Source organism: Comamonas sp. CMM03 (assembly GCF_019218715.1).
GTDB classification, from domain to species: Bacteria; Pseudomonadota; Gammaproteobacteria; order Burkholderiales; family Burkholderiaceae_C; genus Comamonas; species Comamonas terrigena.
Genome location: NZ_JAHUXB010000004.1, coordinates 218,486 through 241,226, shown reverse-complemented (window position 1 = coordinate 241,226; position 22,741 = coordinate 218,486). Strand labels below are relative to the sequence as shown.

Annotated in this window: 22 protein-coding genes; all 22 read right to left on the bottom strand. The window is 63.7% G+C overall.

Going from position 1 to position 22,741, the window contains the following annotated elements; genetic code table 11:
* Positions 1 to 27 precede the first annotated feature (27 nt).
* Entirely contained in the window at positions 28 to 1,407 is a 1,380-nt protein-coding gene (locus tag KW830_RS14965; protein ID WP_066537086.1) for a c-type cytochrome, read from the bottom strand.
* 12 nt (positions 1,408 to 1,419) lie between these two features.
* Complete coding sequence (locus tag KW830_RS14960; protein WP_218333596.1) at positions 1,420 to 3,189, bottom strand: GMC family oxidoreductase; 1,770 nt, start codon at positions 3,187 to 3,189, stop codon at positions 1,420 to 1,422.
* A gap of 3 nt (positions 3,190 to 3,192) precedes the next feature.
* Positions 3,193 to 3,891: a gluconate 2-dehydrogenase subunit 3 family protein gene (locus tag KW830_RS14955; RefSeq protein WP_066537090.1), complete on the bottom strand. Its 699-nt coding sequence runs from the start codon at positions 3,889 to 3,891 to the stop codon at positions 3,193 to 3,195.
* Between the two features lie 507 nt (positions 3,892 to 4,398).
* Positions 4,399 to 5,499, bottom strand: coding sequence for a beta-N-acetylhexosaminidase (gene nagZ, locus KW830_RS14950; RefSeq protein ID WP_218333595.1), 1,101 nt, complete (start codon positions 5,497 to 5,499; stop codon positions 4,399 to 4,401).
* A gap of 87 nt (positions 5,500 to 5,586) precedes the next feature.
* Entirely contained in the window at positions 5,587 to 5,982 is a 396-nt protein-coding gene (gene acpS / locus KW830_RS14945; protein ID WP_066537103.1) for a holo-ACP synthase, read from the bottom strand.
* A gap of 81 nt (positions 5,983 to 6,063) precedes the next feature.
* Positions 6,064 to 6,846 carry a pyridoxine 5'-phosphate synthase gene (locus tag KW830_RS14940; RefSeq protein ID WP_066537447.1) on the bottom strand — a complete coding sequence of 261 codons (783 nt, stop codon included), beginning with the start codon at positions 6,844 to 6,846 and terminating at the stop codon, positions 6,064 to 6,066.
* Positions 6,843 to 7,628, bottom strand: a complete 786-nt coding sequence (locus KW830_RS14935) for a DNA repair protein RecO (RefSeq protein ID WP_218333594.1) — start codon at positions 7,626 to 7,628, stop codon at positions 6,843 to 6,845. Before KW830_RS14935 ends, KW830_RS14940 begins: the two co-directional genes overlap by 4 nt.
* A 149-nt stretch (positions 7,629 to 7,777) precedes the next feature.
* Positions 7,778 to 8,866, bottom strand: a complete 1,089-nt coding sequence (gene era, locus KW830_RS14930; RefSeq protein WP_225608717.1) for a GTPase Era — start codon at positions 8,864 to 8,866, stop codon at positions 7,778 to 7,780.
* Positions 8,863 to 9,546, bottom strand: a complete 684-nt coding sequence (gene rnc / locus KW830_RS14925; RefSeq protein ID WP_066537113.1) for a ribonuclease III — start codon at positions 9,544 to 9,546, stop codon at positions 8,863 to 8,865. Before rnc ends, era begins: the two co-directional genes overlap by 4 nt.
* Before the next feature lie 377 nt (positions 9,547 to 9,923).
* Positions 9,924 to 10,898: a signal peptidase I gene (lepB, locus tag KW830_RS14920; RefSeq protein ID WP_218333593.1), complete on the bottom strand. Its 975-nt coding sequence runs from the start codon at positions 10,896 to 10,898 to the stop codon at positions 9,924 to 9,926.
* Complete coding sequence (gene lepA / locus KW830_RS14915) at positions 10,898 to 12,706, bottom strand: translation elongation factor 4 (RefSeq protein WP_066537125.1); 1,809 nt, start codon at positions 12,704 to 12,706, stop codon at positions 10,898 to 10,900. The genes lepB and lepA overlap by 1 nt, the downstream gene beginning before the upstream one ends.
* Positions 12,707 to 13,103: 397 nt before the next feature.
* Positions 13,104 to 14,660 carry a DegQ family serine endoprotease gene (locus tag KW830_RS14910; RefSeq protein ID WP_255578430.1) on the bottom strand — a complete coding sequence of 519 codons (1,557 nt, stop codon included), beginning with the start codon at positions 14,658 to 14,660 and terminating at the stop codon, positions 13,104 to 13,106.
* 241 nt (positions 14,661 to 14,901) lie between these two features.
* The gene (locus KW830_RS14905; RefSeq protein ID WP_218333592.1) at positions 14,902 to 15,603 is read right to left on the bottom strand and encodes a sigma-E factor negative regulatory protein; all 702 of its coding nucleotides are present in this window, start codon (positions 15,601 to 15,603) and stop codon (positions 14,902 to 14,904) included.
* Between the two features lie 51 nt (positions 15,604 to 15,654).
* On the bottom strand, positions 15,655 to 16,287 hold the full coding sequence (gene rpoE / locus KW830_RS14900; RefSeq protein ID WP_066537142.1) for an RNA polymerase sigma factor RpoE: 633 nt from the start codon (positions 16,285 to 16,287) through the stop codon (positions 15,655 to 15,657).
* Positions 16,288 to 16,302: 15 nt separating this feature from the next.
* Complete coding sequence (locus KW830_RS14895) at positions 16,303 to 16,773, bottom strand: hypothetical protein (protein WP_218333591.1); 471 nt, start codon at positions 16,771 to 16,773, stop codon at positions 16,303 to 16,305.
* Positions 16,774 to 16,895: 122 nt separating this feature from the next.
* Positions 16,896 to 18,140: a beta-ketoacyl-ACP synthase II gene (gene fabF / locus KW830_RS14890; protein ID WP_066537146.1), complete on the bottom strand. Its 1,245-nt coding sequence runs from the start codon at positions 18,138 to 18,140 to the stop codon at positions 16,896 to 16,898.
* Positions 18,141 to 18,183: 43 nt separating this feature from the next.
* Positions 18,184 to 18,423, bottom strand: coding sequence for an acyl carrier protein (acpP, locus tag KW830_RS14885; protein WP_066537147.1), 240 nt, complete (start codon positions 18,421 to 18,423; stop codon positions 18,184 to 18,186).
* Between the two features lie 104 nt (positions 18,424 to 18,527).
* Positions 18,528 to 19,271 carry a 3-oxoacyl-ACP reductase FabG gene (gene fabG / locus KW830_RS14880; RefSeq protein ID WP_066537156.1) on the bottom strand — a complete coding sequence of 248 codons (744 nt, stop codon included), beginning with the start codon at positions 19,269 to 19,271 and terminating at the stop codon, positions 18,528 to 18,530.
* Positions 19,268 to 20,212, bottom strand: a complete 945-nt coding sequence (fabD, locus tag KW830_RS14875) for an ACP S-malonyltransferase (protein WP_218333590.1) — start codon at positions 20,210 to 20,212, stop codon at positions 19,268 to 19,270. The genes fabG and fabD overlap by 4 nt, the downstream gene beginning before the upstream one ends.
* A gap of 60 nt (positions 20,213 to 20,272) precedes the next feature.
* Entirely contained in the window at positions 20,273 to 21,253 is a 981-nt protein-coding gene (locus KW830_RS14870) for a beta-ketoacyl-ACP synthase III (RefSeq protein ID WP_066537162.1), read from the bottom strand.
* A gap of 8 nt (positions 21,254 to 21,261) precedes the next feature.
* Positions 21,262 to 22,323: a phosphate acyltransferase PlsX gene (gene plsX, locus KW830_RS14865; RefSeq protein WP_066537165.1), complete on the bottom strand. Its 1,062-nt coding sequence runs from the start codon at positions 22,321 to 22,323 to the stop codon at positions 21,262 to 21,264.
* A gap of 125 nt (positions 22,324 to 22,448) precedes the next feature.
* Positions 22,449 to 22,631 carry a 50S ribosomal protein L32 gene (rpmF, locus tag KW830_RS14860; protein WP_003058062.1) on the bottom strand — a complete coding sequence of 61 codons (183 nt, stop codon included), beginning with the start codon at positions 22,629 to 22,631 and terminating at the stop codon, positions 22,449 to 22,451.
* Positions 22,632 to 22,741: the final 110 nt, after the last annotated feature.

The window sequence follows — 22,741 nt, the reverse complement described above, 5'->3', positions numbered from 1 at the left end:
GAAGGGCCGGGGTGCGCGCCTTGCGGCTTACTGGGCGCGTTCGGGAGCCGCCGCAGCCTGGGTGTGCTTGCGCACCTTGCTGACGTCGCTCGCGCTGACGTTGGAAGCCTTGTTGCCCCAGCCGTTGCGGATAAAGCTGGCCAGCTGGGCCACTTCTTCGTCGGTCAGGCGATCGGCATAGCCTTGCATGGCCAGGTGCATGGGGCGGCGGCTGGTCGAAGGCACCGACGTACCGTTCAGGATCACCGACACGAACGGGTTGGCGTCCTTGCCCAGCACCATGGCATTGCCTTGCAGCTCGGGGAAGATCTCGGGCGCACCCTTGCCGCTCACAAAGTGGCAGGCTGCGCAGTTGTCGAGATACAGACGGGCGCCCACCGGCATGTCCGGCGATGCAGACGTCAGCAGCGTGGCCGTGGCCTTGCCGGCTTCGTCAGCAGGCAGTGCGGGCATGCTGCGGGGACCGGCAGCGGCCACCTTGGCAGGCACGGCTTCCACCGGCTGGCCGTCCATGCTCTTCAGGAACACCGCCATGGCGTTCAGGTCGGCATCGGTCATGTACTGCATCGAGTGCTCGACCACCAGCGCCATCTCGCCATTGGCCACCGCGTGTGCATTGCGGCCCGTTGCCAGGTAGGCGGCGATCTCTTCGGCCGTCCACTTCTGCACGCGAGCATCCTTGCCGCGCAGTGCAGGTGCCGTCCACTCGTCCACCATGCCGCCGGTCAGGAAGCTGGCATCGCTCAGGCGGGTACCGTCCTGGGCCATGAAGGTCGTGCGCGGGCTGTGGCAGGCGGCGCAGTGGCCTGCACCTTCGACCAGGTACTGGCCGCGGATCTGCTGCTCGTCACCGGCCATGGGTTTGAACTTGGCTTCACCCGACAGGGCCAGCCAGTTCCAGGCACGCAGGCCAAAGCGCATGTTGAACGGAAAGGTCAGGCTGGTTGCCTGCACTTCGTTCTTCACGGGCTTCACTTCGGTCTGGATGTAGTCGTACAGGGCGCGCAGATCGCTTTCCGTCATGAAACGGTAGTTCTCGTACGGCATGGCCGGGTACAGCTGCTGACCGTGGCCACCCACGCCATCGACCATGGCGGCGCGGAACTGGTCCAGTGTCCAGTTACCGATACCGGTTTCCTTGTCGGGCGTGATGTTGGACGACCAGATGGTGCCCAGCGGGCTTTCGATGCCACGGCCACCGGCCATGGACTCGCCGCCATTGGCGGTGTGGCAGGCCATGCAGTCGCCTGCACGCATGACATATTCACCACGGCCGGGCTCGGCCTTCCAGTCGGCGGCCAGGGTTTCGTTGGCCGGGGTGGGCTTGAACGGCGCGTAGGCCAGGGCCAGCGCAGCGACGATACCCAGGACGATCAGTGCAATCAGGATGCTGAGGATTTTTTTCATGGATGACACTCCTCAGACCAACGGACGCGGGTTCTTCAGGTACATGGTACGGATGGCATGCAGCGTCCAGTAAGCCAGACCGCCGACCATGCCGGTGGGGTTGTACTGGGTGTTCTGCACAAAGTTGCCGGCACCGAAGACGAACACGTTGTGCCTGTCCCAGGTCTGGCAGTAGCGGTTGACCACCCCTTCGGTGGGCTTCTCGGACATCACGTGGCCGCCGGTGTTGTGCGTGGTCTGGTAGGGACGCACGTCGAACTTGGCACCGATGTTCTTGAACCCCGACTGCATCAGATCCGGCTTCAGGGCGTTGCCCACCTCCTCGGCCTTGACCTTCTGGTACTGGGTCATCTTGATGTCGTTTTCCTGCCAGTTGAAGGTCATGCGCATCAACGGACGGCCATGCGGATCCTTGTAGGTCGGGTCCAGGTCCAGGTGGTTGTTGCGGTAGGACATGTGCGAACCGTGCGTGCCGATCGACATGGAGTGGCCGTACCACTCGCCAATGCCCTTCTTCCAGCCCGCACCCCAACCCGGCGTGCCCTTGGGCAGCGGCATGGAGCGGATCGGCTGGCCATTCATGGTGCCGACACGCCAGTAGGCGCCGCCGATGAAACCCAGCTTGCCGAAGTCGTTCTGGTTGATGCCGTAGTCATCGATGCACATGCCGTTGGAGCCGTGACCGATGAAGGGGTTGAAGCTTTCGTCCTTGAAGAACAGGGTCACGCCACCATTCATCTGGTAGGCGTAGTTCTTGCCCGTCACACCGGTATTGGTCTTGGGGTCGTAGGGCTTGCCGATGCCGGACACCAGCAGCAGGTGCACGTTGTTCAGCTGGTAGGACGACAGGATCACCAGGTCCGCAGGCTGGAACACTTCTTCCTGCTTGACCGCGTCGAAGTATGTCACGCCGGTGGCGGTCTTGCCGTCGGCCGAGCTTTCCACGCGCAGCACTTCAGAGTGGGTGCGGTATTCGAAGTTGGGCTTGCGCTTGAGGGCGTCCAGCACGGCCGTCTGGGGCGACGACTTGGAGTATTGGTAGCAGCCGAAACGCTCGCAGAAGCCGCAGAAATTGCAAGGCGCCATTTGCATGCCATACGGGTTCACATAGGACGTGGACGCGATGCCGGCCGGTGCCGGGAACGGGTGCAGGCCCATGCTCTTGGCGCAGGCTTCGAACTTGCTGGAATCGTAGGTCGATGGCAGCGCAGGCATGGGGTAGTCCTTGGAGCGCCAGCCTTCGAACGGGTTGCCGCCGGCCTGGATCTGGCCCTTGATGTTGCCTGCCTTGCCGGAGACACCAGCCACTTCGTCAAACTGGGTGAAGAAAGGCTCCAGCTCGTCATAGCTGACGGGGTAGTCCATCAGGTTCATGCCTTCCGGAATGATGGACTCGCCCCAGCGCTCCTTCACATAGGTGCGCAGCTTGATTTCTTCCGCCTGCGGACGCCACAGCAGACCGTTCCAGTGCGTGCCGGCACCGCCCACGCCGTTGGCGGGCAGGAAGGAGCCCATCGAGCGGTAGGGCAAGGCGACTTCGTTGTCGTCGCGGCGCACCGTCACCGTCTGCTGACGGGGGTGCTGCATGTTTTTCAGGCGCACACCGTAGGTGAGTTCATCGATCTGGTTGGGGTACTTGAACTCGGGCACCGTGTTCTGGTCGCCGCCGCGCTCCAGCGCCACGATCTCCAGCCCTTCGGCGGCCAGTTCCATCCCGGCGATGGAGCCGGTCCAGCCCAGGCCAACGATGACCACGTCTTTTTTCTTTTCAATGCGTGCCATGGTTTAAGCCCTTTCGCCCTTGATGGATACCGGTCCCAGTGGGTACTTCTTGTTGTGCTGGTCGACCCATTCCGCGTAGCTGGCACGCGCGCCGGGGAAACCGATGTACTTCCAGGCCTGCATGCCATGGTTGCCGCCGTGCACGGGGTCGGCGAAGTAGCCTTCCTTGGTGTTGGCCAGCAGGGTGGCGAAGAAGAAGCTCAGCTCGGGAGCCAGCTTGATCTCCCCCTTTTGCAGGGCGGTCAGGGCTTCGTTCTGCTGCTCGACCGTCAGGCTCTTGAATTCCTTGCCAAAGCGTTCCTGGCACGCTGCGTTGAAGGCAGGGATGGCCTGGCGGTACAGCTGCGCCGGCGTCAGCGGCGATTGCCAGCCGCGATCGGGCGTGGCGGCCGGGTCGTGCGGGCCTTCCATGTACCAGATGTCGGCATTGCCGTAGTAGTCCTTCAGCTGGCGGTCGATGAACACCGGCACATGGGCTTCGATGGCACCTGGGCCGTCCCCTTCCGAGGGGATCAGGCGTGCGGTGGCAGCCAGCACAAAAGCCCACTCCTCTGCGTTGAAGTACACGGGCTGGTACTTGTCCAGCGGTACGGGGGCTTCCTTGGAGTTGGCATGGAACGTCATGGCGACGCCCGTCAGTGCCACACCGGCACCGGATGCCATCAGGAAAGATCGGCGGCTGGGTGGGGAAAAGTTAGACATTTTTCTATTCCTACATCGTGTCAACACCGCGCCACACGCCAGTGTGTGGGAAGTGTTTCGTTGCATCGAACGTGTTTTTTTGGCAATGCAGAAGTTAGATCTACATCACAAAAAATGCACTTTCGAAGGTGCGCGCGCACACATAACTCCCGCTTCTTTGAGCGAGATCATGTTGTTTTAATGCTCCGATACTAGTAGCGCTGGCAAGCATTTGTTTCAGAGGCCACGCACAACTGCAAACCACCAGTGGTTTTTTATTGGAGAAAAATACTGGGGTTTTCCATTAGATATAAGACCCAAGACTTGTGCTTACGTTTTCTCCCTCGGTCACGAGGTCGATCATGACCCCGCACACGCCTGCAAACACGCCTGCCGCCCCTGGGTGGCATGGCGGCTGGCGGTCCCGTTCTACCGGGACGATGGCGGCATCCAAGGCATAAAAAAATCCGCTGCAAACCAGGGTTTGCAGCGGATCGGCGGATACAGGGCCCCTGTCGGGCCGGGTGTTCAGGGCAGCTGGTCCAGCGCCTGCAGATAGGCGGGCTGGCGCATCAGATCGTCCCAGGCCTGGGGCTCGGTGTCCGGCAGCAGCGACACGCGGCGCGATTCGGAATCCACATCCGGCACCCAGCGGCCATCGCGCAGCGCCGCATCCATGCCGTCGAGCAACTGGTCCACGTGCTCGCCAAAGCCCAGGCTCTGATTGCACAGCAGCACCATGTCGCAGCCCGCCTGCAGCGCGGACAGCGCAGCTTCGGTGTAGCTGATCAGCGGGCCACTGCTGCCGTGCAGGCGCCGGGCACCCTCCATGCTCAGGTCGTCGCTGAAGATCGCGCCGTCATAGCGCAGGCGGCTGCGCAGAATGTCCCTGAGCCATTTTTCGCTGAAGCCCGCCGGACGCTTGTCCACCTTGGGGTAGATCACGTGGGCGGGCATCACGGCCGTCAGCACGCTGGAAAGCCACGGGTACGGCGCAGCATCTTCGTCAAGAATGGCTTTCAGGCTGCGCGGGTCCACGGGGATGTCGACATGCGAATCCGCCTTCACAAAGCCGTGGCCCGGAAAGTGTTTGCCGCAGTTGCCCATGCCGGCCTGCAGCAGGCCGTGCATCAGGCTCCTGGCCAGGGCCGCCACCACACGCGGGTCCCGGTGGAAGCTGCGGTCCCCGATGACCGAGCTTTCGCCATAGTCCAGGTCCAGCACCGGGGTGAAGCTGAAATCCACACCACAGGCGCGCAATTCGCTGCCCAGCACATAGCCGGCCGCGGTGGCGGCATTCAGGGCCCGCATGGCGCCGCTGCCTTCGCGGTGCTTGCTGCCCTTGCCGTCATCCATCCACATTGCACCCAGGGCGCGCATGGGAGGGATGTGGGTGAAACCATCGGTGCGAAAGCGCTGCACGCGGCCGCCTTCGTGGTCCACACAGATCAGCAGGTCCGGCTGCACGGCCTTGATGTCGGCACACAGCTGCACCAGGGCCGCCCGGTCTTCCCAGTTGCGCTTGAACAGAATGATGCCGCCCACCAGCGGGTGGGCCAGGCGTGCGCGGTCCGCGTCGGAGAGCGAGGTGCCGGCGATGTCGATGATCAAAGGAGCGTGCAAGCGCATGGAGAGACCTTGGAAACGGGTGAAGGTGTCAGAGACTTCGGTGCAGATCGCGGCCCGCGCTGCTGTTGCGCACGGGCGGCCATCCATTCAGGGCTTTTTTTCGACCACACAGTAGCTGGTGGCGTATTCCGATTCATCGGACATGGAGATGTGGGCCTGCAGGCCCCGGGCCTCGCACCAGGCCTTGAGCGCGCCATGCAGCACCACCGTGGGCTGGCCGCTGGGCAGGTTGGCAATCTCGCAGCTGCGCCAGGTCATGGGCATGACCATGCCTAGGCCGATGGCCTTGCTGAACGCCTCCTTGGCCGAAAAACGCGTGGCCACGTAACGCACGCCGCGGTCCGGCCAGCGCTCGCTGCGCTTTTTCCAGGTGGCGATTTCGGCGTCGCTCAGCACCTTGCGGGCAAAGCGCTCGCCGTGCCGCTCCAGGCTGGCGCGGATGCGGCGGATGTCACAGATATCGGTACCAATGCCGTAGATCATCAAAGAACCCTCCGCACAGTCAATGCCTCGCCACCGAGGCCGCCACACAGACCGCCAGCGCGGCGGCGTGGCCCCTCGTCTTCACGCCCGGTCCGCCATGCCGGCATCGATGGCACGCTGGTAACCACGCACAGTCTCGGCATAGCCCAGCTCCAGCGCATCGGCGATCAGTGCATGGCCGATCGACACCTCCGCCACCCCCGGCACCTGGGCCACAAAGGCCGGCAGGTTGTCACGGTTCAGATCGTGCCCGGCGTTGATGCCCAGGCCCACATCCAGCGCAGCCTGGGCGGCGGCCGCGTAGATGCGCAGCTGCTCGGCATGCTGGGGCGTTCCCCAGGAGGCGGCATAGGGTTCGGTGTACAGCTCCACGCGGTCCGCGCCCACGGCCTGGGCTGCAGCCATCTGCTCGGGCACCGGGTCCATGAACAGGCTCACGCGCACCCCCAGGGCTTTGCATTCGGCAATCAGCGGACGCAGGCGCTCGGCATCCTGCGGAAAGGTCCAGCCATGGTCGCTGGTGAACTGCTCCTCGCTGTCCGGCACGAAGGTGGCCTGATGCGGGCGCACCTGCCGGATGAAGTCCATCAGGTTCTGCGTGGGATTGCCTTCGATATTGAACTCCGCCCGCGGCCAGGCCTGCATCAGCTCGGCCAGTTCGTACACATCCGTGCCGCGAATATGCCGCTCGTCCGGCCGCGGGTGGATGGTGATGCCCTGGGCACCGGCCTCGAGGCACAGCTGTGCCGCACGCGTGACGCTGGGAATGCCGAGGTGGCGCGTGTTGCGCACCAGCGCGACCTTGTTGACGTTGACGGACAGCGCGGTGCGCACGGCACCGGACGAAACGGGAGAAGCGGTCATAGCGATTGAAGATCCAACATCAGCTGGCGGGTGCGCAGCGGGGGGTTGCCGCAATGGTATTGCAACAGCGCCCGCAGCTGCGGCTTGAGCGGCGCGGCCACGGCTTCGCAGCAGCGTGCCAGGGCGGTCATCGGGTCTTTTTGTTGCAGCGCGGTATTCAGCGCCAGCCACTGCGCCCCTTGGAGGCTGCCACGCGGGCTGGTGGTGGCTTGCAGGCCGGATTCGGCGGCCAGGGCATAGCGGGCCTCGGGTTGCAGCGGCTGCAGAGTCAGGGTTTCGCTGTCCAGCGCAGGCAGCAGACCCAGCTCACGCAGCAGCAGCAGCTCGAACGCGCGCAGTGCGGGCTCCACGGCAGCCTCCCCCTCCCCGGCCTGGCGGCGCGGCGCCGAGGCTGCGGCCAGCAGGCGCACGACTGCGGCATAGGCGTCGAACAGCAGCGCGTACGGGTCTTCGCGGGCCAGCAGACGCAGCAGCAGCTCGTTCAGGTACATGCCGGTCATCAGTCCGTCGCCCATGGGCAGCACATGGCCGCCAGCCCATTCCGCCCCTTTGAGCACATGGATGTCGGCTGCTCCGTCGCCCGACAGCGTCCAGTTCAGCCGCAGCGGCTGCAGCGCCAGCAGCACCGGCCGGAAATTGGAGGTGTGGCGTTTGACCCCCTTGGCCACCAGCGCCACCCGCCCACGGTGGCGGGTGAAGCATTCCAGGATCAGACTGGATTCGCTCCAGTCGTACTGGTGCAGGATGAAGGCAGGTTCTTCGCTAACCCTTTTGGTGGCCATGGTGCGGTGAAAACAAAAGGCCCCGAAGGGCCTTGGAATGAAAGGCTGTCACAGAGCCTCACAGTGTCGCAGAGCGCGCTGCGCAGCGGCCGATGCCGGGCGCAAGCCCTTGGCACGGCGCAGCGAAGGCCTCTTGCGGCACCTGGCGCTCACTCGTAACCGAAGGATTTGACGCGGGCCTCGTCGTCAGCCCAGCCGGACTTCACCTTGACCCAGACTTCCAGGAACACCTTGGCGTCGAACTGCTTTTCCAGTTCCTGGCGCGCTTCGGTGCTGATGCGCTTGAGGCGTTCGCCCCCCTGGCCGATCACCATGGCCTTGTGGCCATCGCGCTCCACCACGATGGTGGCGGCCACCCGCATGAAGCGCTTGTGGGTCTTGCTGGGCTCTTCCTCGAACTTGTCGATGACCACCGTCGAGGTATAGGGCAGCTCGTCGCCGGTGAAGCGAAACAGCTTTTCACGCACGGTTTCGGCAGCCAGGAACTTCTCGCTGCGGTCGGTCAGCTCGTTCTGGCTGTAGAACCAGGGCTGCTGCGGCAGGTACTTGGCGCAGATGCCGTACATGCGCTCGATGTCCTTCTTGTTCTTGGCCGACATGGGCACGAACTCTGCGAAGGGGTGGCGCTCCTGCATGCTTTGCAGCCAGGGAGCGATTTCGTGGCGGCGGCCCACGGCATCCAGCTTGTTGGCGATCAGCAGCGTGGGGATGCCGGGCTTGAACAGGCTCAGCACCTTGGCGTCGGCCAGGGTGAAGCTGCCGGCCTCGACCACGAACAGAATCAGGTCCACGTCACCGATGGCCCCCATCACCGTCTTGTTCAGCGATTTGTTCAGTGCGGTGGAGTGCTTGGTCTGGAAACCCGGGGTGTCCACAAAGACGAACTGCGTATCGTCCTTGGTGTGGATGCCTGTGATGCGGTGGCGGGTGGTCTGTGCCTTGCGCGAGGTGATGGAGATCTTCTGCCCCACCAGCGCGTTCATCAGCGTGGACTTGCCCACGTTGGGCTTGCCGACGATGGCGATCAGGCCACAGCGCTGCTCTTCCACCGGCACTTCGCGCACGGGCTCGGCGGCGCTTTCCTCTTCGCTGCGGATGGGCGTGGCGGCCGCTCCGGGCTTGGCCCCGGACAGCATGGCACTGATGTAGTCCAGGCTGGGATCGTTGATGTCGATCTGGCTCTTGGCGCGATCGGGGCTGGTTTTGCCTGCTGTTTTTTTCTTGGCAGCGTCGGTCATGGATGTTTCGCTTTCAGTTGATCGAGCAAGGCAGCGGCTGCTGCCTGCTCCGCAGCACGGCGCGAAGCGCCTGTGCCGTTGGCATGGAGGTGGAGTTCTGCGATTTCGCAGGCCACCTCGAAGGTTTGCAAATGCGCGGCCCCGGTGATCTCTGCCACTTTGTACTGCGGCAGCTTCATGCGACGGCCCTGCAGCCATTCCTGCAGTGCGGTCTTGGGGTCTTTTTGCACCGCACGCATGTGCGGGTTGATGTCCACCCCCTCATAGAGGTGGTGCACCAGGCGTTCGGCCGTGCGGTAGTCGGCGTCCAGATAGACGGCGCCGATCAGCGCTTCCACGGCATCGGCCAGGATGGAGGGGCGCTGCTTGCCGCCCGACTTGGCTTCGCCCTCGCCCAGGCGCAGCAGGCCGGACAGCTCCAGCTTGAGTGCGATCTGGTGCAGCGTGCCTTCCTTGACCAGGTTGGCCCGCACGCGGGAGAGATCGCCTTCGGGCAGCGACTGCAGCCTTTGGTACAGCAGCGTGGAGACGGCCAGGCTGAGCACGGAGTCCCCCAGGAACTCCAGGCGTTCGTTGTTGTCCGCCGAGAAGCTGCGGTGCGTCAGCGCACGTTGCAGCAAGGCGGGTTCAGAAAAATTATGTTGCAGACGCTGCTGCAAAGCTAAAAGGCCGGGTAGCACCTAGGAATCTGGTCGTTAAATCGGTGAACAAGGCAGGCGGCGCCTGCCAGCGAAATCTATCGGGAATACAGGCCGTCGGCCAGTGCTTTTTCATGCACCGGGCGGCTGCCACGCGGCACGCTTGCGCGGCGTCATGCCATCGGCGGCGGGGCGGGGTGAAGCCGGGACCCATGCCGTCCGGCACGGGCTATCCCGGGGGTGTCGTCTTGCACAGGGTCTGGTATGTCCAGAAAGACAGAGGACCGATTGTCCGCCAATCGCGAAAGCCGCGACGGCGGTGCCTCCTAAACACCCGCGCTCTGAAGGAAAGCCCGCGTTGGCGGGCGCGGGCTGTGGTGCGCCGGGGGCGGCATGGCGCCCTCCCCCGGTGCCGGCGATCAGTTGAAGGAACCGATGCGCTTGAGGTTGCCGAAATTCATCCAGACAAAGAAGGCCTTGCCGACGATGTTCGCATCCGGCACAAAACCCCAGTAGCGCGAGTCCAGCGAGTTGTCGCGGTTGTCACCCATCACGAAGTAGTGGCCTTCGGGCACTTTGCAGGTCACGCCTTCGACGCTGTAGGTGCAGTTTTCCCGGTACGCGTAGTTGCTGGCGCCCTGGACAAAGGCCGGCACGCCCTGGGTATTGAGCAGGCGGTGCGGCAACAGGCCCAGGGTTTCCTCGTACTGGTTGAAGTAGCGCATGGCGTCTTCATCGAAGAAATCGGGCAGGTCCTTGGTAGGCACTGGCTGGCCATTGATCGTCAGGCGCTTGTTCAGGTAGGCCACGGTGTCACCGGGCACGCCCACCACGCGCTTGATGTAGTCCAGCGAGGGCTGGGGCGGGTAGCGGAACACCATTACATCGCCGCGTTCCGGCGTCTTGCCATCGATGACCTTGGTGTTGAGCACCGGCAGGCGCACACCGTAGGTGAACTTGTTCACCAGGATCAGGTCCCCCACCAGCAGCGTGGGAATCATCGAACCGGAAGGGATCTTGAACGGCTCAAACAGGAAGGAGCGCAGGATGAACACCACGGCGATCACCGGGAACAGACCGGCCGTCCAATCCAGCCACCAGGGCTGGACCAGGGCTTTTTGCTGGCCTTCGGTGGTGTCCAGATCGACCTTGGCAATGCCCATGCGGTCCAGCTCGGCACGGCGTGCCGTGGCGGCATCGGCCAGGGCCTGAGCCGCCTGCTTGCGGCGCGGCCAGAAATACAGGCGCTCCGCCAGCCAGTAGGCACCGGTCACCACGGTGGCCAGGAACATCAGCAGGGCGAAATTGCCTTCGATCGCGCCCGTGTACCAGGCGCCCACATAGCCTACGAAAGCCGCCAGGATGGCGGCTGTGATCCATTGCATGGCTTGCATCAATCCTCCACTTGCAGGATGGCCAGGAAAGCCTCCTGCGGCACTTCCACCGAGCCGATCTGCTTCATGCGCTTCTTACCGGCCTTCTGCTTTTCGAGCAGCTTGCGCTTGCGGGTGATGTCACCGCCGTAGCACTTGGCCAGCACGTTCTTGCGCATGGCCTTGACGGTTTCACGGGCGATGATGTTGGCGCCGATCGCCGCCTGGATCGCCACGTCGAACATCTGGCGGCTGATGATTTCACGCATCTTGGCCACCACGGCACGACCGCGGAAAGTGGCCTGCGAGCGGTGCACGATGATGGACAGCGCATCGACCTTTTCGCCGTTGAGCAGGATGTCGACCTTCACCACGTCCGAGGCGCGGTACTCCAGGAACTCGTAGTCCATGGAGGCATAGCCGCGCGACACGGACTTGAGCTTGTCGAAGAAGTCCAGCACGATTTCGCCCAGCGGCATTTCATAGGTCAGCATGACCTGGCGGCCGTGGTAGGCCATGTTCTTCTGCACGCCACGCTTCTGGTTGGCCAGCGTCATCACCGGGCCGACATAGTCTTGCGGCATGTACAGGTGCACGGTCACGATGGGCTCGCGGATTTCTTCCATGCGGCCCTGATCGGGCATTTTGGAGGGGTTTTCCACCTGGATGACTTCGCCATCGGCCTTGACCACTTCGTACACCACGCTGGGCGCGGTGGTGATCAGGTCCTGATCGAACTCGCGCTCCAGGCGTTCCTGCACGATTTCCATGTGCAGCAGGCCCAGGAAGCCGCAGCGGAAGCCAAAGCCCAGCGCTTGCGAAACTTCGGGTTCGTACTGCAGTGCCGCATCGTTGAGCTGTAGCTTTTCCAGCGCATCGCGCAGCTGGTCGTATTCGCTGGCTTCGGTCGGGTACAGACCCGCAAACACCTGGGGCTTGACTTCCTTGAAGCCGGGCAGCGCCTTCTCGGCAGGGCCCAGATTGTTCGGCAGCTTCTTTTCCAGCGTGACGGTATCGCCCACCTTGGCGGCCTTCAACTCCTTGATGCCGGCAATGATGTAACCCACTTCGCCGGCCTTGAGTGCATCGCGCGGCTGGTTGGCAGGGGTGAACACGCCGATGTTGTTGGCTTCATAGGCTGCGCCTGTGGCCATCATCTTGAAGCGCTCGCCCTTCTTGAGTTGACCATCGACCACGCGCACCAGCATCACGACGCCCACATAGGGGTCGAACCAGCTGTCCACGATCATGGCGCGCAGCGGTGCATCCGGGTCGCCCTTGGGCGCCGGCACCTTGGCCACAATGGCTTCCAGAATCTCGTCGATGCCCATGCCGGTCTTGGCCGAGCAGGGAATCGCATCGGTCGCGTCGATGCCGATCACGTCCTCGATCTCGGCCTTGGCGTTGTCCGGATCCGCATTGGGCAGATCCATCTTGTTGAGCACGGCAAACACCTCGACCCCCAGGTCGAGTGCGGTGTAGCAGTTGGCCACGGTCTGGGCTTCCACGCCCTGCGAGGCATCCACCACCAGCAGACCGCCTTCGCAGGCCGACAGCGAACGCGAGACTTCGTACGAGAAGTCCACGTGGCCGGGCGTGTCGATCAGGTTGAGGTTGTAGACCTTGCCATCCTTGGCCTTGTACTGCAGTGCAGCCGTCTGCGCCTTGATGGTGATGCCACGTTCTTTCTCGATGTCCATCGAGTCCAGCACCTGGGCTTCCATATCGCGCTCGGCCAAGCCGCCACAACGCTGGATCAAGCGGTCGGCCAGCGTGGATTTGCCATGGTCGATGTGCGCAATGATGGAGAAATTACGGATGTGATTCATCAACGAAAAGCGTCTTGGTAACTTAAATGAATGTGGCGCGCACAAGGCAAGAAAAAAGGGCGCGTCGACTCTGACGCGCCCTGAACCAACAATCTTGGGCAACTGCGATGGTTGGGCTGCTGATTGTAGGCAAAAGCCCTCTGCAAAAGCACCGTTTTTGCTGTCTGGCAGCTCAGCGCCAGCGATGCAGCAAAACTAACCACAGCTTATCCACAATTGCGGTTCAGCGGAAATTCGCTGCCGGCAATGCCCGTCAGCTCCTAGCACCGCAGCAAGCACCCGCTCGCGACGGCACCTGTGCGCCGGATTAGGGATTCTACCCAAGCGACCACCTTGCGCTCACGGGCATTCCCAGTCCCCTTAGGGCGGCATGGCAGCCGCCCCCCAGGCACCCACCTCAGCGGGCCGGTCGCACCAGCACGTACTGGGCCCACTCACCGCGGCGCACCAGCATGTTGACGGGCTTGTTCTTGTCGGCCTTGCTCAGCGCCGCCTCGAAGCCCTTGGCGTCGGCCACCTCGGTATTGGCGACGGACAGCACCACATCACCTTCACGCAGACCGGCGCGGGCCGCGGCATCGGCCACGCTGACAATGCGCACGCCGCCCTTGACGTTGAGCTCCTTCTTCTGCGCGGCCGTCAGATCGGCCACCACCAGGCCCAGCGACTTGGCGCTGGCCGTCGCGGCGCTGCTGCTTTCGGCCTTCTTGCGTGCGGCCACGGCCTCGTCGGGCTCCACCTCGGCAATCGTGATGGACAAGTCCTTGCTGCTGCCCCGGCGGAACACGGTGACCGTGCCCTTAACGCCCGGCTTGGTGTTGCCCACCAGGCGCGGCAGGTCGGAGACCTTGTCGATGTCCGTGCCGTTGTACTTGATAATCACGTCCCCGGCCTCCACGCCGGCCTTGGCGGCGGGCGAACCGGCTTCCACCGCCGAGACCAGGGCGCCACGCGGCTTGCCCAGGCCAATGGATTCCGCCACCTCCTTGGTCACCGAGCCGATCTGCACACCGATGCGGCCGCGCGTGACCTTGCCGGTGGAGCGCAACTGGTCGCTCACGCGCACGGCTTCGTCAATCGGAATCGCAAAGCTGATGCCCATGAAGCCGCCGGAGCGCGAATAGATCTGGCTGTTGATGCCCACCACCTCGCCGCGCAGGTTCAGCAGCGGCCCGCCGGAATTGCCGGGGTTGATGGCCACGTCCGTCTGGATGAACGGCAGGTAGTCACCGGTATCGCGCTGCTTGGCCGACACAATGCCGGCCGTCACCGAGTTTTCCAGGCCGAAGGGCGAGCCAATGGCCATCACCCACTCGCCCACCTTCAGGCGGCTCACGTCGCCGATCTTCACGGCGGGCAGGCCCTTGGCGTCGATCTTGACCACGGCCACATCGGTGCGCTTGTCGCTGCCCACGATCTTGGCCTTGAACTCGCGCTTGTCGGTCAGCGTGACGATGACTTCGTCCGCATCTTCGACCACGTGGGCATTGGTCATCACATAGCCGTCGCCGGTCAGGATGAAGCCCGAGCCCACGCCGCTGGGTTGGGATTCGCCATCCCCGTCGCTGCCGCCCGGGCCGGGGCGCTGTGGCTGCTTGGGAATATTGGGCACCGGCAGGCCGAAACGGCGGAAGAAGTCCAGCATGTCCTCGTCCATGCCCAGTGCCGATCCGCCGCCATTGCCGCGGGCGGCCACTTTTTCGGTGGTGCGGATGTTGACCACCGAGGGGCCGACATGGTCGACCAGCGCGGTGAAATCCGGCAGACCGCTGACCAGCGGCGCAGCCGCGGGGGCTGCGGCTGCCGACGCTGCGGGCGCCGACGTGGCCGGACTGGGGGCTGCGGCCTGTGCCTGGGCCAGTGGCAGATTCCAAACGGCACCACCGGCTGCGGCGGCCGCGATCAAGGCCGCCACACTCAAGGCTTGCAGGGTTTTGCGTTGCAATGCGGGCATCTTCATCCTTTCCAAGGCGCTCTATCTCGCTATCAGACTGCCTGTTTGGAAAGGCATCCGCGCGATTGGTTCCCCAGCATCATGCACCGAAGCGCCGTGGACGCTGTGGGCCGCATGCACAAAAAAATGAGCGCCTTGGGCGCTCATTTCATGTTCTGTATCGGATTTCTAGTTTGAAAAGCCCTCTGCATCAGCGCAGGAAGCTATCAAAACACAAGCAACACCCATCTGCCCCGGCAGATCAATGGCGGTTGGCCGCCGGCACCGGTGTGCTGGCGAAGCTGGCATTGCGCAGGAAATCGGCCGGCATCTGCAGCGATGCCTTGCTGCCGAACTGGCGGTGCGCGGCCAGCAGCTCGTCCAGACGCGGGTCGCGCAGAATCACTTCCGAGCCATTGCCGGTGGCCACGGCAATCACCGAGCCATCGGTCTGAGGGACAGACATCATCGGGGCTCCGGGCGTGCCCTGTGCCAGCTGCACGCTGGCCTGGCTGGCGGCCGGCGCCTGGGCCAGCTGGCTGCCGGTGCCGGCCGGCACCACCACCAGATTCCAGCCCATGGCGGCCACGGCTGCCACGGAGGCAAAGCCGGCGGCCACCTTCCAGCGGAACACCGAGGCATTGGCCACGGGATCACGCACCAGGCTCTGCACGGCCGAGGTCATGGGCAGCTGGGCCGGTGCCAGCTGCTCCAGCGCGGCGGGTTGCAGCGACAGCGGTGGCTCCTGGGCCAGCTGGGCACGTAGACCGCTCAGCAGATCGTGGTGGCTGTGGTGGGCCAGCTCAGGCGAGCGCAGCACATCGCCCACCAGATGGTAGAGCTGCCAGCTGGCATGGCCTTCGCCTTCTTCGGCCCACGCCACTGCTTGGCTCAGTTCATCGCCATACAGCTCGCCGTCGACCAGCGCCGACAGCAATTCCTTGTTTTTCAGATCGTCCGTCATGGGGTTACCTGCTCACTTGGGCTCGCGCCTGCCATGTGTTCAACACCACCCTCACCACCGCTTGCCCGATTGGCGCTCCAGCAGCGGCTTGACGCGTGCGGAGATGGCCTCGCGGGCTCGGAAGATGCGCGAACGCACGGTTCCGATGGGACAACCCATGACAGTGGCAATTTCTTCGTAGCTCAGCCCCTCGATCTCGCGCAGCGTGACCGCCTGGCGCAAATCCTCGGGCAAAGCATCCATCGCGGCGTTCACGGCAGCTGCAATTTCCTGCGCCGCCAGCACCGTCTCGGGAGTCTCCTCGTTGATTGGTTCGTTTCCGGGCCGAGAAGTTTCATCCTCGTCATCGGAGGTTTGTAACGCGCTCTCGGTGACCACCGGATTGCGCTTCATGTCCAGCAGCGCCTTCTTGGCCGTGTTCACCGCAATCCGGTACAGCCAGGTGTAGAACTGTGCCTCGCCCCGGAACTGGTGCAGGGCCCGGTAGGCGCGCAGAAAGGTTTCCTGGGCGATGTCCTGGACCAGATCGGTGTCGCGCACCATGCGCGCAATCAGGCGCTCGATGCGGCGCTGGTACTTGAGCACCAGCAGCTCATAGGCCCGCTGGTCGCCCGCTACCGTGCGCTCCACCAGTTGCAGATCGGTGTCAGAAGGTGCGGGAGGAGGTGCGACGTGGGGGCTCATGCAGCGGGGGAAAGGTCAGACCGCAGACTCCGTCTGGCGGAACACGGTGGCCGCCGAATATACCGCACGCCGCCAATCCCCCCAACGCCAGGGTACGCTGCGCTGCAGCAGCCAGGCATGCTGCCAGCGGCCGCCCGTACCGCGCCAGGCCAGCAACACGACGGTTTGCAGATCGATGCGCAGCTCCAGGACCTCCAGCGGCTGGGGCTCCGCTTCCCCCTGGGCCTGCCACCACCAGGCACCGCCATCCCATTGCAGCATCCCGCGTGGTGCGGCACGCCAGGCGTGCAACTGGGCCCCGCCGGCGGCCAGCCACAGCAGGACCGCCGCCCCCCGCACGGCGGCGGGCTGGGGCGCACTGTACCGCCACCAGGCCAGCAGCACGGCACCCGCCAGCAGCCACAGCAGGCCTCCGAGGTAGCCGGGCAGCCGGTGGCGCTCCACGGGGTAGCGCACGGCAGGCGGCAGATGGTGTGCAGAAGGCATGGTGTCGACCATGCCACGGCAGCACCACAAAAACAAAACCCGCAGAGCCGTTTGATCGGCCTGCGGGTGATGGGCGTTTCAGGAGCGGAGCTCCCGGACGCCAGGGACTGTCATCAATACGGTCAGATGCGCTTGAAGATCAGCGAGCCGTTGGTACCACCAAAGCCGAAGTTGTTCTTCAGGGCCACATCGATCTTGGCATCGCGTGCCACATTGGCGCAGTAGTCCAGATCGCAGCCGGGATCCTGGTTGTCCAGGTTGATGGTCGGCGGGATCTTCTGATCGTGCAGCGCCATCACGGTGAACACGCTTTCCACACCGCCCGCACCGCCCAGCAAGTGGCCGGTCATGGACTTGGTGGAGCTGACCACGGTCTTGAACGCGGCATCGCCCAGCGCTGCCTTGATGGCATTGCTTTCGTTCTGGTCGCCCAGAGGGGTCGAGGTGCCGTGGGCGTTCAGATAGTTGATCTGGTCCGGATTCACACCGGCATTGCGCATGGCGTTCAACATGGCGCGGCGCGGGCCGTCCATATTGGGAGCCGTCATGTGGCCGGCATCGGCACTCATGCCGTAGCCGCTCAGCTCTGCGTAGATCTTGGCGCCACGGGCCTTGGCGTGTTCATACTCTTCCAGCACCAGCACGCCAGCGCCCTCACCCAGCACGAAGCCGTCGCGGTCCTTGTCCCAGGGACGAGAAGCTGCAGTGGGATCGTCATTGCGGGTCGACAGGGCACGCATGGCAGCAAAGCCGCCCACGCCCAGCGGGGACACCGTGGCTTCGGTACCACCGGCCACCACGATGTCGGCGTCGCCGTACTCGATCATGCGCCCGGCTTCGCCGATGCAGTGCAGGCCGGTCGTGCACGCTGTCACCACGGACAGGTTCGGACCCTTGAAGCCAAAGCGCATGGAAACGTGTCCAGCCACCATGTTGATGATGGAAGCGGGCACGAAAAATGGGGTGATGCGTCGGGGACCCCGGTTCGAGAGCTCAATCTGAGTGTTCTCGATCAGGGGCAAGCCCCCGATACCGGACCCGAGCACGCAACCGATGCGGGTCGCAAGGTCGTCGGACAAGGCCTCGCCCGTAGGCAGACCCGCATCCTTCACAGCCTGTTCCGCAGCCGCGATGCCATAGTGAATGAAGGTGTCCATGGAGCGCGCATCCTTGGCGCTCATGTAATCCTCCACGTTGAATCCCTTGACCTCACCTGCGATGCGGCACGAAAAATTCGTGGCATCAAACTTGGTGATGTGGCCAATGCCGGACTTGCCGGCCAAAAGATTGGCCCAGGCCTCAGCAACCGTGTTACCCACGGGACTGATGCAACCCAGGCCGGTCACGACAACGCGACGACGGCTCATGCGTTCAAACCTTATTCTTATCGCTCGGTGCGCTCAAAAGGGCTTAGCCCTTTTGGTGGGTGTTGGCGTAGTCGATGGCGTTTTGCACCGTCGTGATCTTTTCAGCGTCTTCATCGGGGATTTCGATGCCGAATTCATCTTCCAGGGCCATCACCAGTTCGACCGTGTCCAGGGAGTCAGCGCCCAGATCAGCCACGAAGGCCTTTTCGCTGGTCACTTGGGACTCTTCAACGCCGAGTTGTTCAGCAATGATTTTTTTGACACGTGCTTCGATATCGCTCATGGTTTCCCTCAGGGGGTTGTGAATGAACCCGCGATTCTAGCCGGTTCAGGGAATCTCCCTTCATCCGGCTTGCCGTCGCGAGGAAACGGCATAACTTTCGTTATTTACATGTACATGCCGCCATTGACAGCCAATTCCTGGCCTGTCACATAGCCGGCACCGGCAGAGGCCAGATAGGCCACTGCGTTTGCAATGTCGGAAGGCTGGCCCAGCTTGCCCAGAGGGATCTGTGCGGACAAGGCCTTTTGCTGCTCTTCTGGGAGCACTGCAGTCATATCTGTTGCAATGAAGCCGGGGGCCACGCAGTTCACGGTGATACCGCGGCTACCCAGTTCACGTGCCAGAGCGCGCGTCATGCCAGCCACGCCAGCCTTGGCTGCAGCATAGTTGGCCTGACCGGCATTGCCCATGCCGCCCACCACACTGGTGATGCTGATGATGCGGCCGAAACGCTGCTTCATCATCGGGCGAATAGCCGCGCGGCTGAGTCGGAATACGGCCTTCAGATTGGTGTCGACCACGGCGTCCCAATCGTCATCCTTCATGCGCATGGCCAGGGTGTCGCGGGTGATGCCGGCATTGTTGACCAGCACGTGCAGGCCGCCCTGGTTCTTGGCGATGTCGTCCACCAGCGCGTCCACGCCAGCAGCGTCATTCACATCCAGCTTCACGCCACGGCCGCCCAGAGGGGCCAGGGCCGCGCTGATGCGGGCTGCGCCGTCGTCCGAGGTAGCGGTTCCGATCACGGTGTAGCCGCGGGCGGCCAGTTCCTGGGCAATGGCAGCGCCAATGCCGCGGGTGGCACCGGTCACCAGGGCCACTTGGCCGGGGGTGGTCGTCTCTGTCATGCGAGCAATTCCTTCACTTCTGCCAGTGTGGCAGGGTCATACAGGGCAACGCCCGCCAATTCCGCATCAATGCGCTTGGTCATGCCGGCCAGCACCTTGCCGGGGCCGCACTCCACCAGGGTGGTGATGCCACGGGCCTTGATGGCCTGCACGCATTCCACCCAGCGCACCGGGCCGAAAGCCTGGCGGTACAGAGCGTCGCGAATGGCATCGGCGTCCGTTTGCACGGTCACGTCGATGTTGTTGATCACGGGGATCTGGGGGGCTTGCAGTTCCAGCGCAGCCAGTGCCAGCTTCAGCTTTTCGGCAGCAGGCTTCATCAGGCTGGAGTGGAACGGTGCCGACACCGGCAGCGGCAGTGCGCGCTTGGCACCTGCGGCCTTGACGGCCACGCTGGCGGCTTCCACGGCAGCCTTGGAGCCGGCGATCACGGTCTGACCGGGATCGTTGAAGTTCACCGCCTCCACCACCTCGGCACCGCCGAGCTGGGCTGTCACTTCAGCGCAGACGGCCTTGACCTTGTCAGCCTCCAGACCCAGCACGGCGGCCATGGCGCCCACGCCCACGGGCACGGCTTCCTGCATGGCCGCGGCGCGCAGGCGCACCAGCGGAGCAGCCTGGCCCAGCGTCAGCACGCCGGACGCCACCAAGGCGGAATACTCGCCCAGGGAATGGCCGGCTACGGCGGCAGGCAGCGCGCCACCTTCGGCACGCCACACGCGCCAAGCGGCCACGGCGGCCACCAGCATCACGGGCTGGGTGTTGGTCGTCAGGGCCAGCGCTTCCTTGGGGCCGCTGTGGATCAGGGCGCCCACGTCTTCACCCATGGCGTCAGAGGCTTCCTTCAGCGTCTGGGCCACCACCGGGTGGTCGCCCCAGGCGTCCAGCATGCCCACGGACTGCGAGCCCTGGCCGGGAAAGACGAATGCAAATTGCGTCATGTGTTGGTCACTCAAAAGGGGTAAAACAGGCTCTGGTGCGCTCATGGAGCGCACCGAACACTACATTTTCAGGAGTACTGCACCCCAGGTGAAACCGCCGCCCACGCCTTCGAGCAGGACGTTCTGGCCTTTTTGCACCTGACCGTTGCGCACGGCATGGTCCAGGGCCAGCGGAATCGACGCCGCCGAGGTGTTGCCGTGCTCACCCACCGTGACCACCACCTTCTCCATGGGCAGCTTCAGCTTGCGGGCCGTGCTTTGCATGATGCGGATATTGGCCTGGTGCGGGATCAGCCAGTCGATGTCGGCGTCCGTCATGCCGGCCTTGTCCAGCGTGGCACGGGCGGCTTTTTCCAGCACGCCCACGGCCAGCTTGAAGACGGCCTGGCCGTCCATGGTCAGCATGGGCGAACCCAGGACCTCGCCACCCGACACATGGCCGGGCACGCACAAAATGCCCACATGGCTGCCGTCGGCGTGCAGATCGCTGGCCAGGATGCCGGGCTCTTCGGAGGCTTCCACCACCACGGCGCCGGCGCCGTCGCCAAACAGCACGCAGGTGGTGCGGTCGTTGAAATTCAGGATGCGGCTGAACACTTCCGCGCCCACCACCAGCACGCGCCGGGCAGAGCCCGAACGGATCATGGCGTCGGCCACGGTCAATGCATAGACAAAGCCGCTGCACACGGCCTGTACGTCGAACGCGGGGCAGCCATTGGTGATGCCCAGCTTGTGCTGCAGGATGGCCGCCGTCGAGGGGAACACCATGTCCGGGGTGGACGTGGCGACGATGATCAGATCCAGGTCCTGCGCCGTGATGCCTGCGGCTTCCAGCGCATTGCGGCTGGCTTCCAGCGCCAGATCGCTGCTGCCCACATCGGGAGCGGCAAAGTGGCGGGCATGGATGCCCGTGCGCTCGACGATCCATTCGTCCGAGGTTTCAATACCGCGCTGGGCCAGCTCCGCCGCCAAGTCGTTGTTGGTCAGGCGGCGGGGAGGCAGGTAGCTGCCGGTGCCGGTAATGCGTGCGTAACGTGTCATGCGGAGGCTCACTCAGGGCTGCCCGTGGTTCCAGCGGCTGGCGCAGCAACGGCAGGCACCAGCAAAGGGGCCGCAGTCGCAATCCGGGCCCGGACACGGTCAAGCAGGTTGTTGCGGGCCGCATCATACGCACGATTGAGCGCGTGCTCAAAAGCGATCGCATCGGCCGAGCCATGGCTTTTGAACACCAGGCCACGCAAGCCCAACAGGGCCGCCCCATTGTATCGACGGTGATCCATACGCTTCATCAGCGCAGATAGCACGGGATAGGCCATGATGGCGGCAAATTTCGTGAAGATGTTGCGCTTGAATTCAGACTTCAAGCCACCCACGATCATGCTGGCCACGCCTTCGCTGGCCTTCAGGGCCACATTTCCCACAAAGCCGTCACACACCACGATGTCCACCGGCCCTTTGTAAATGTCGTTACCTTCTACGTTGCCGTAGAAATTCAGGGCCTTGGCCTCGCCGGCCGCACGCAGCAATTCGCCGGCGCGCTTGATGGTTTCATTGCCCTTGATGGCTTCTTCACCAATATTGAGCAAGCCCACCGACGGCTCGCCACCGGAAGCGCTCTCGTTCAATGCGCTCACCAGGGCGGTGCCCATGACGGCAAACTGCAGCAGGTGCTCGGGCGTGCAGTCCACATTGGCACCCAGGTCCAGCACCGTGGTGGCGCCGCCTTTTTCATTGGGCATCTGGGTGGCGATGGCCGGGCGGTCGATGCCTTCCAGGGTCTTGAGCAGGTAGCGCGACACGGCCATCAGCGCACCGGTGTTGCCGGCCGACACGGCCGCCTGGGCGATGCCATCCTTGACCTGCTGGATGGCCACGCGCATCGAAGAATCCTTCTTCTTGCGCAGCGCCACCTCCACCGGGTCGTCCATGCCCACCACTTCGCTGGCACCCACCACCGTGGCACGGGGGTGCGCAAACGACTGCAGACTCTCCGCACGCCCCACCAGCAACAGCTGGGCATCGGAGTGGGAATCCAGAAACTGGCGGCATGCGGCCAGCGTGACACGGGGGCCGTGATCGCCACCCATGCAGTCAACTGCCAAAGTGATCATGAAGGAAAGGTGCGCAGGCCTGAGCGGCAGACCGAAACCGTCACACGCCAGGGCGTGTTCAAAAAACGCAAAAGCCCGTGCTACCAGAAGTAGCGACGGGCCTTGCGGGGGTCCGAGACGCTAGTTTAGGCTTCGGACTTGTTCTTCAGCACCTGACGGCCGCGGTACACGCCGTTGGGGCTGATGTGGTGGCGCAGGTGGGTTTCACCGGTGGTGGCTTCCACTGCGATACCAGGCACATTCAGTGCGTTGTGCGAACGGTGCATGCCGCGCTTGGAAGGAGACTTTTTGTTTTGCTGAACAGCCATGATGGCTCCTGAGTCTGAAAAGGGTTGGTGACATGGCCTGCGTACAGACGCATGCCCTAAAAATACGCGATCAGCCCATTAAAGACACGAGGGGGTTTCGCGCGAAGCCC

Coding starts and splice junctions, on each gene's coding strand:
- KW830_RS14940 (WP_066537447.1), bottom strand. CDS start 6,846: ATGACCGCTTCTCCCGTTTCGTCCGGTGCCGTGCGCACCGCGCTGTCC.
- lepA (WP_066537125.1), bottom strand. CDS start 12,706: ATGAATCACATCCGTAATTTCTCCATCATTGCGCACATCGACCATGGC.
- KW830_RS14895 (WP_218333591.1), bottom strand. CDS start 16,773: ATGCCTTCTGCACACCATCTGCCGCCTGCCGTGCGCTACCCCGTGGAG.
- rpmF (WP_003058062.1), bottom strand. CDS start 22,631: ATGGCTGTTCAGCAAAACAAAAAGTCTCCTTCCAAGCGCGGCATGCAC.
- rpoE (WP_066537142.1), bottom strand. CDS start 16,287: ATGAGCCCCCACGTCGCACCTCCTCCCGCACCTTCTGACACCGATCTG.
- KW830_RS14965 (WP_066537086.1), bottom strand. CDS start 1,407: ATGAAAAAAATCCTCAGCATCCTGATTGCACTGATCGTCCTGGGTATC.
- plsX (WP_066537165.1), bottom strand. CDS start 22,323: ATGATCACTTTGGCAGTTGACTGCATGGGTGGCGATCACGGCCCCCGT.
- KW830_RS14910 (WP_255578430.1), bottom strand. CDS start 14,660: ATGCCCGCATTGCAACGCAAAACCCTGCAAGCCTTGAGTGTGGCGGCC.
- era (WP_225608717.1), bottom strand. CDS start 8,866: ATGACCGACGCTGCCAAGAAAAAAACAGCAGGCAAAACCAGCCCCGAT.
- KW830_RS14905 (WP_218333592.1), bottom strand. CDS start 15,603: ATGACGGACGATCTGAAAAACAAGGAATTGCTGTCGGCGCTGGTCGAC.
- fabD (WP_218333590.1), bottom strand. CDS start 20,212: ATGACGCAATTTGCATTCGTCTTTCCCGGCCAGGGCTCGCAGTCCGTG.
- KW830_RS14935 (WP_218333594.1), bottom strand. CDS start 7,628: ATGGCCACCAAAAGGGTTAGCGAAGAACCTGCCTTCATCCTGCACCAG.
- fabF (WP_066537146.1), bottom strand. CDS start 18,140: ATGAGCCGTCGTCGCGTTGTCGTGACCGGCCTGGGTTGCATCAGTCCC.
- nagZ (WP_218333595.1), bottom strand. CDS start 5,499: ATGCGCTTGCACGCTCCTTTGATCATCGACATCGCCGGCACCTCGCTC.
- KW830_RS14960 (WP_218333596.1), bottom strand. CDS start 3,189: ATGGCACGCATTGAAAAGAAAAAAGACGTGGTCATCGTTGGCCTGGGC.
- lepB (WP_218333593.1), bottom strand. CDS start 10,898: ATGCAAGCCATGCAATGGATCACAGCCGCCATCCTGGCGGCTTTCGTA.
- acpS (WP_066537103.1), bottom strand. CDS start 5,982: ATGATCTACGGCATTGGTACCGATATCTGTGACATCCGCCGCATCCGC.
- KW830_RS14870 (WP_066537162.1), bottom strand. CDS start 21,253: ATGACACGTTACGCACGCATTACCGGCACCGGCAGCTACCTGCCTCCC.
- fabG (WP_066537156.1), bottom strand. CDS start 19,271: ATGACAGAGACGACCACCCCCGGCCAAGTGGCCCTGGTGACCGGTGCC.
- KW830_RS14955 (WP_066537090.1), bottom strand. CDS start 3,891: ATGTCTAACTTTTCCCCACCCAGCCGCCGATCTTTCCTGATGGCATCC.
- acpP (WP_066537147.1), bottom strand. CDS start 18,423: ATGAGCGATATCGAAGCACGTGTCAAAAAAATCATTGCTGAACAACTC.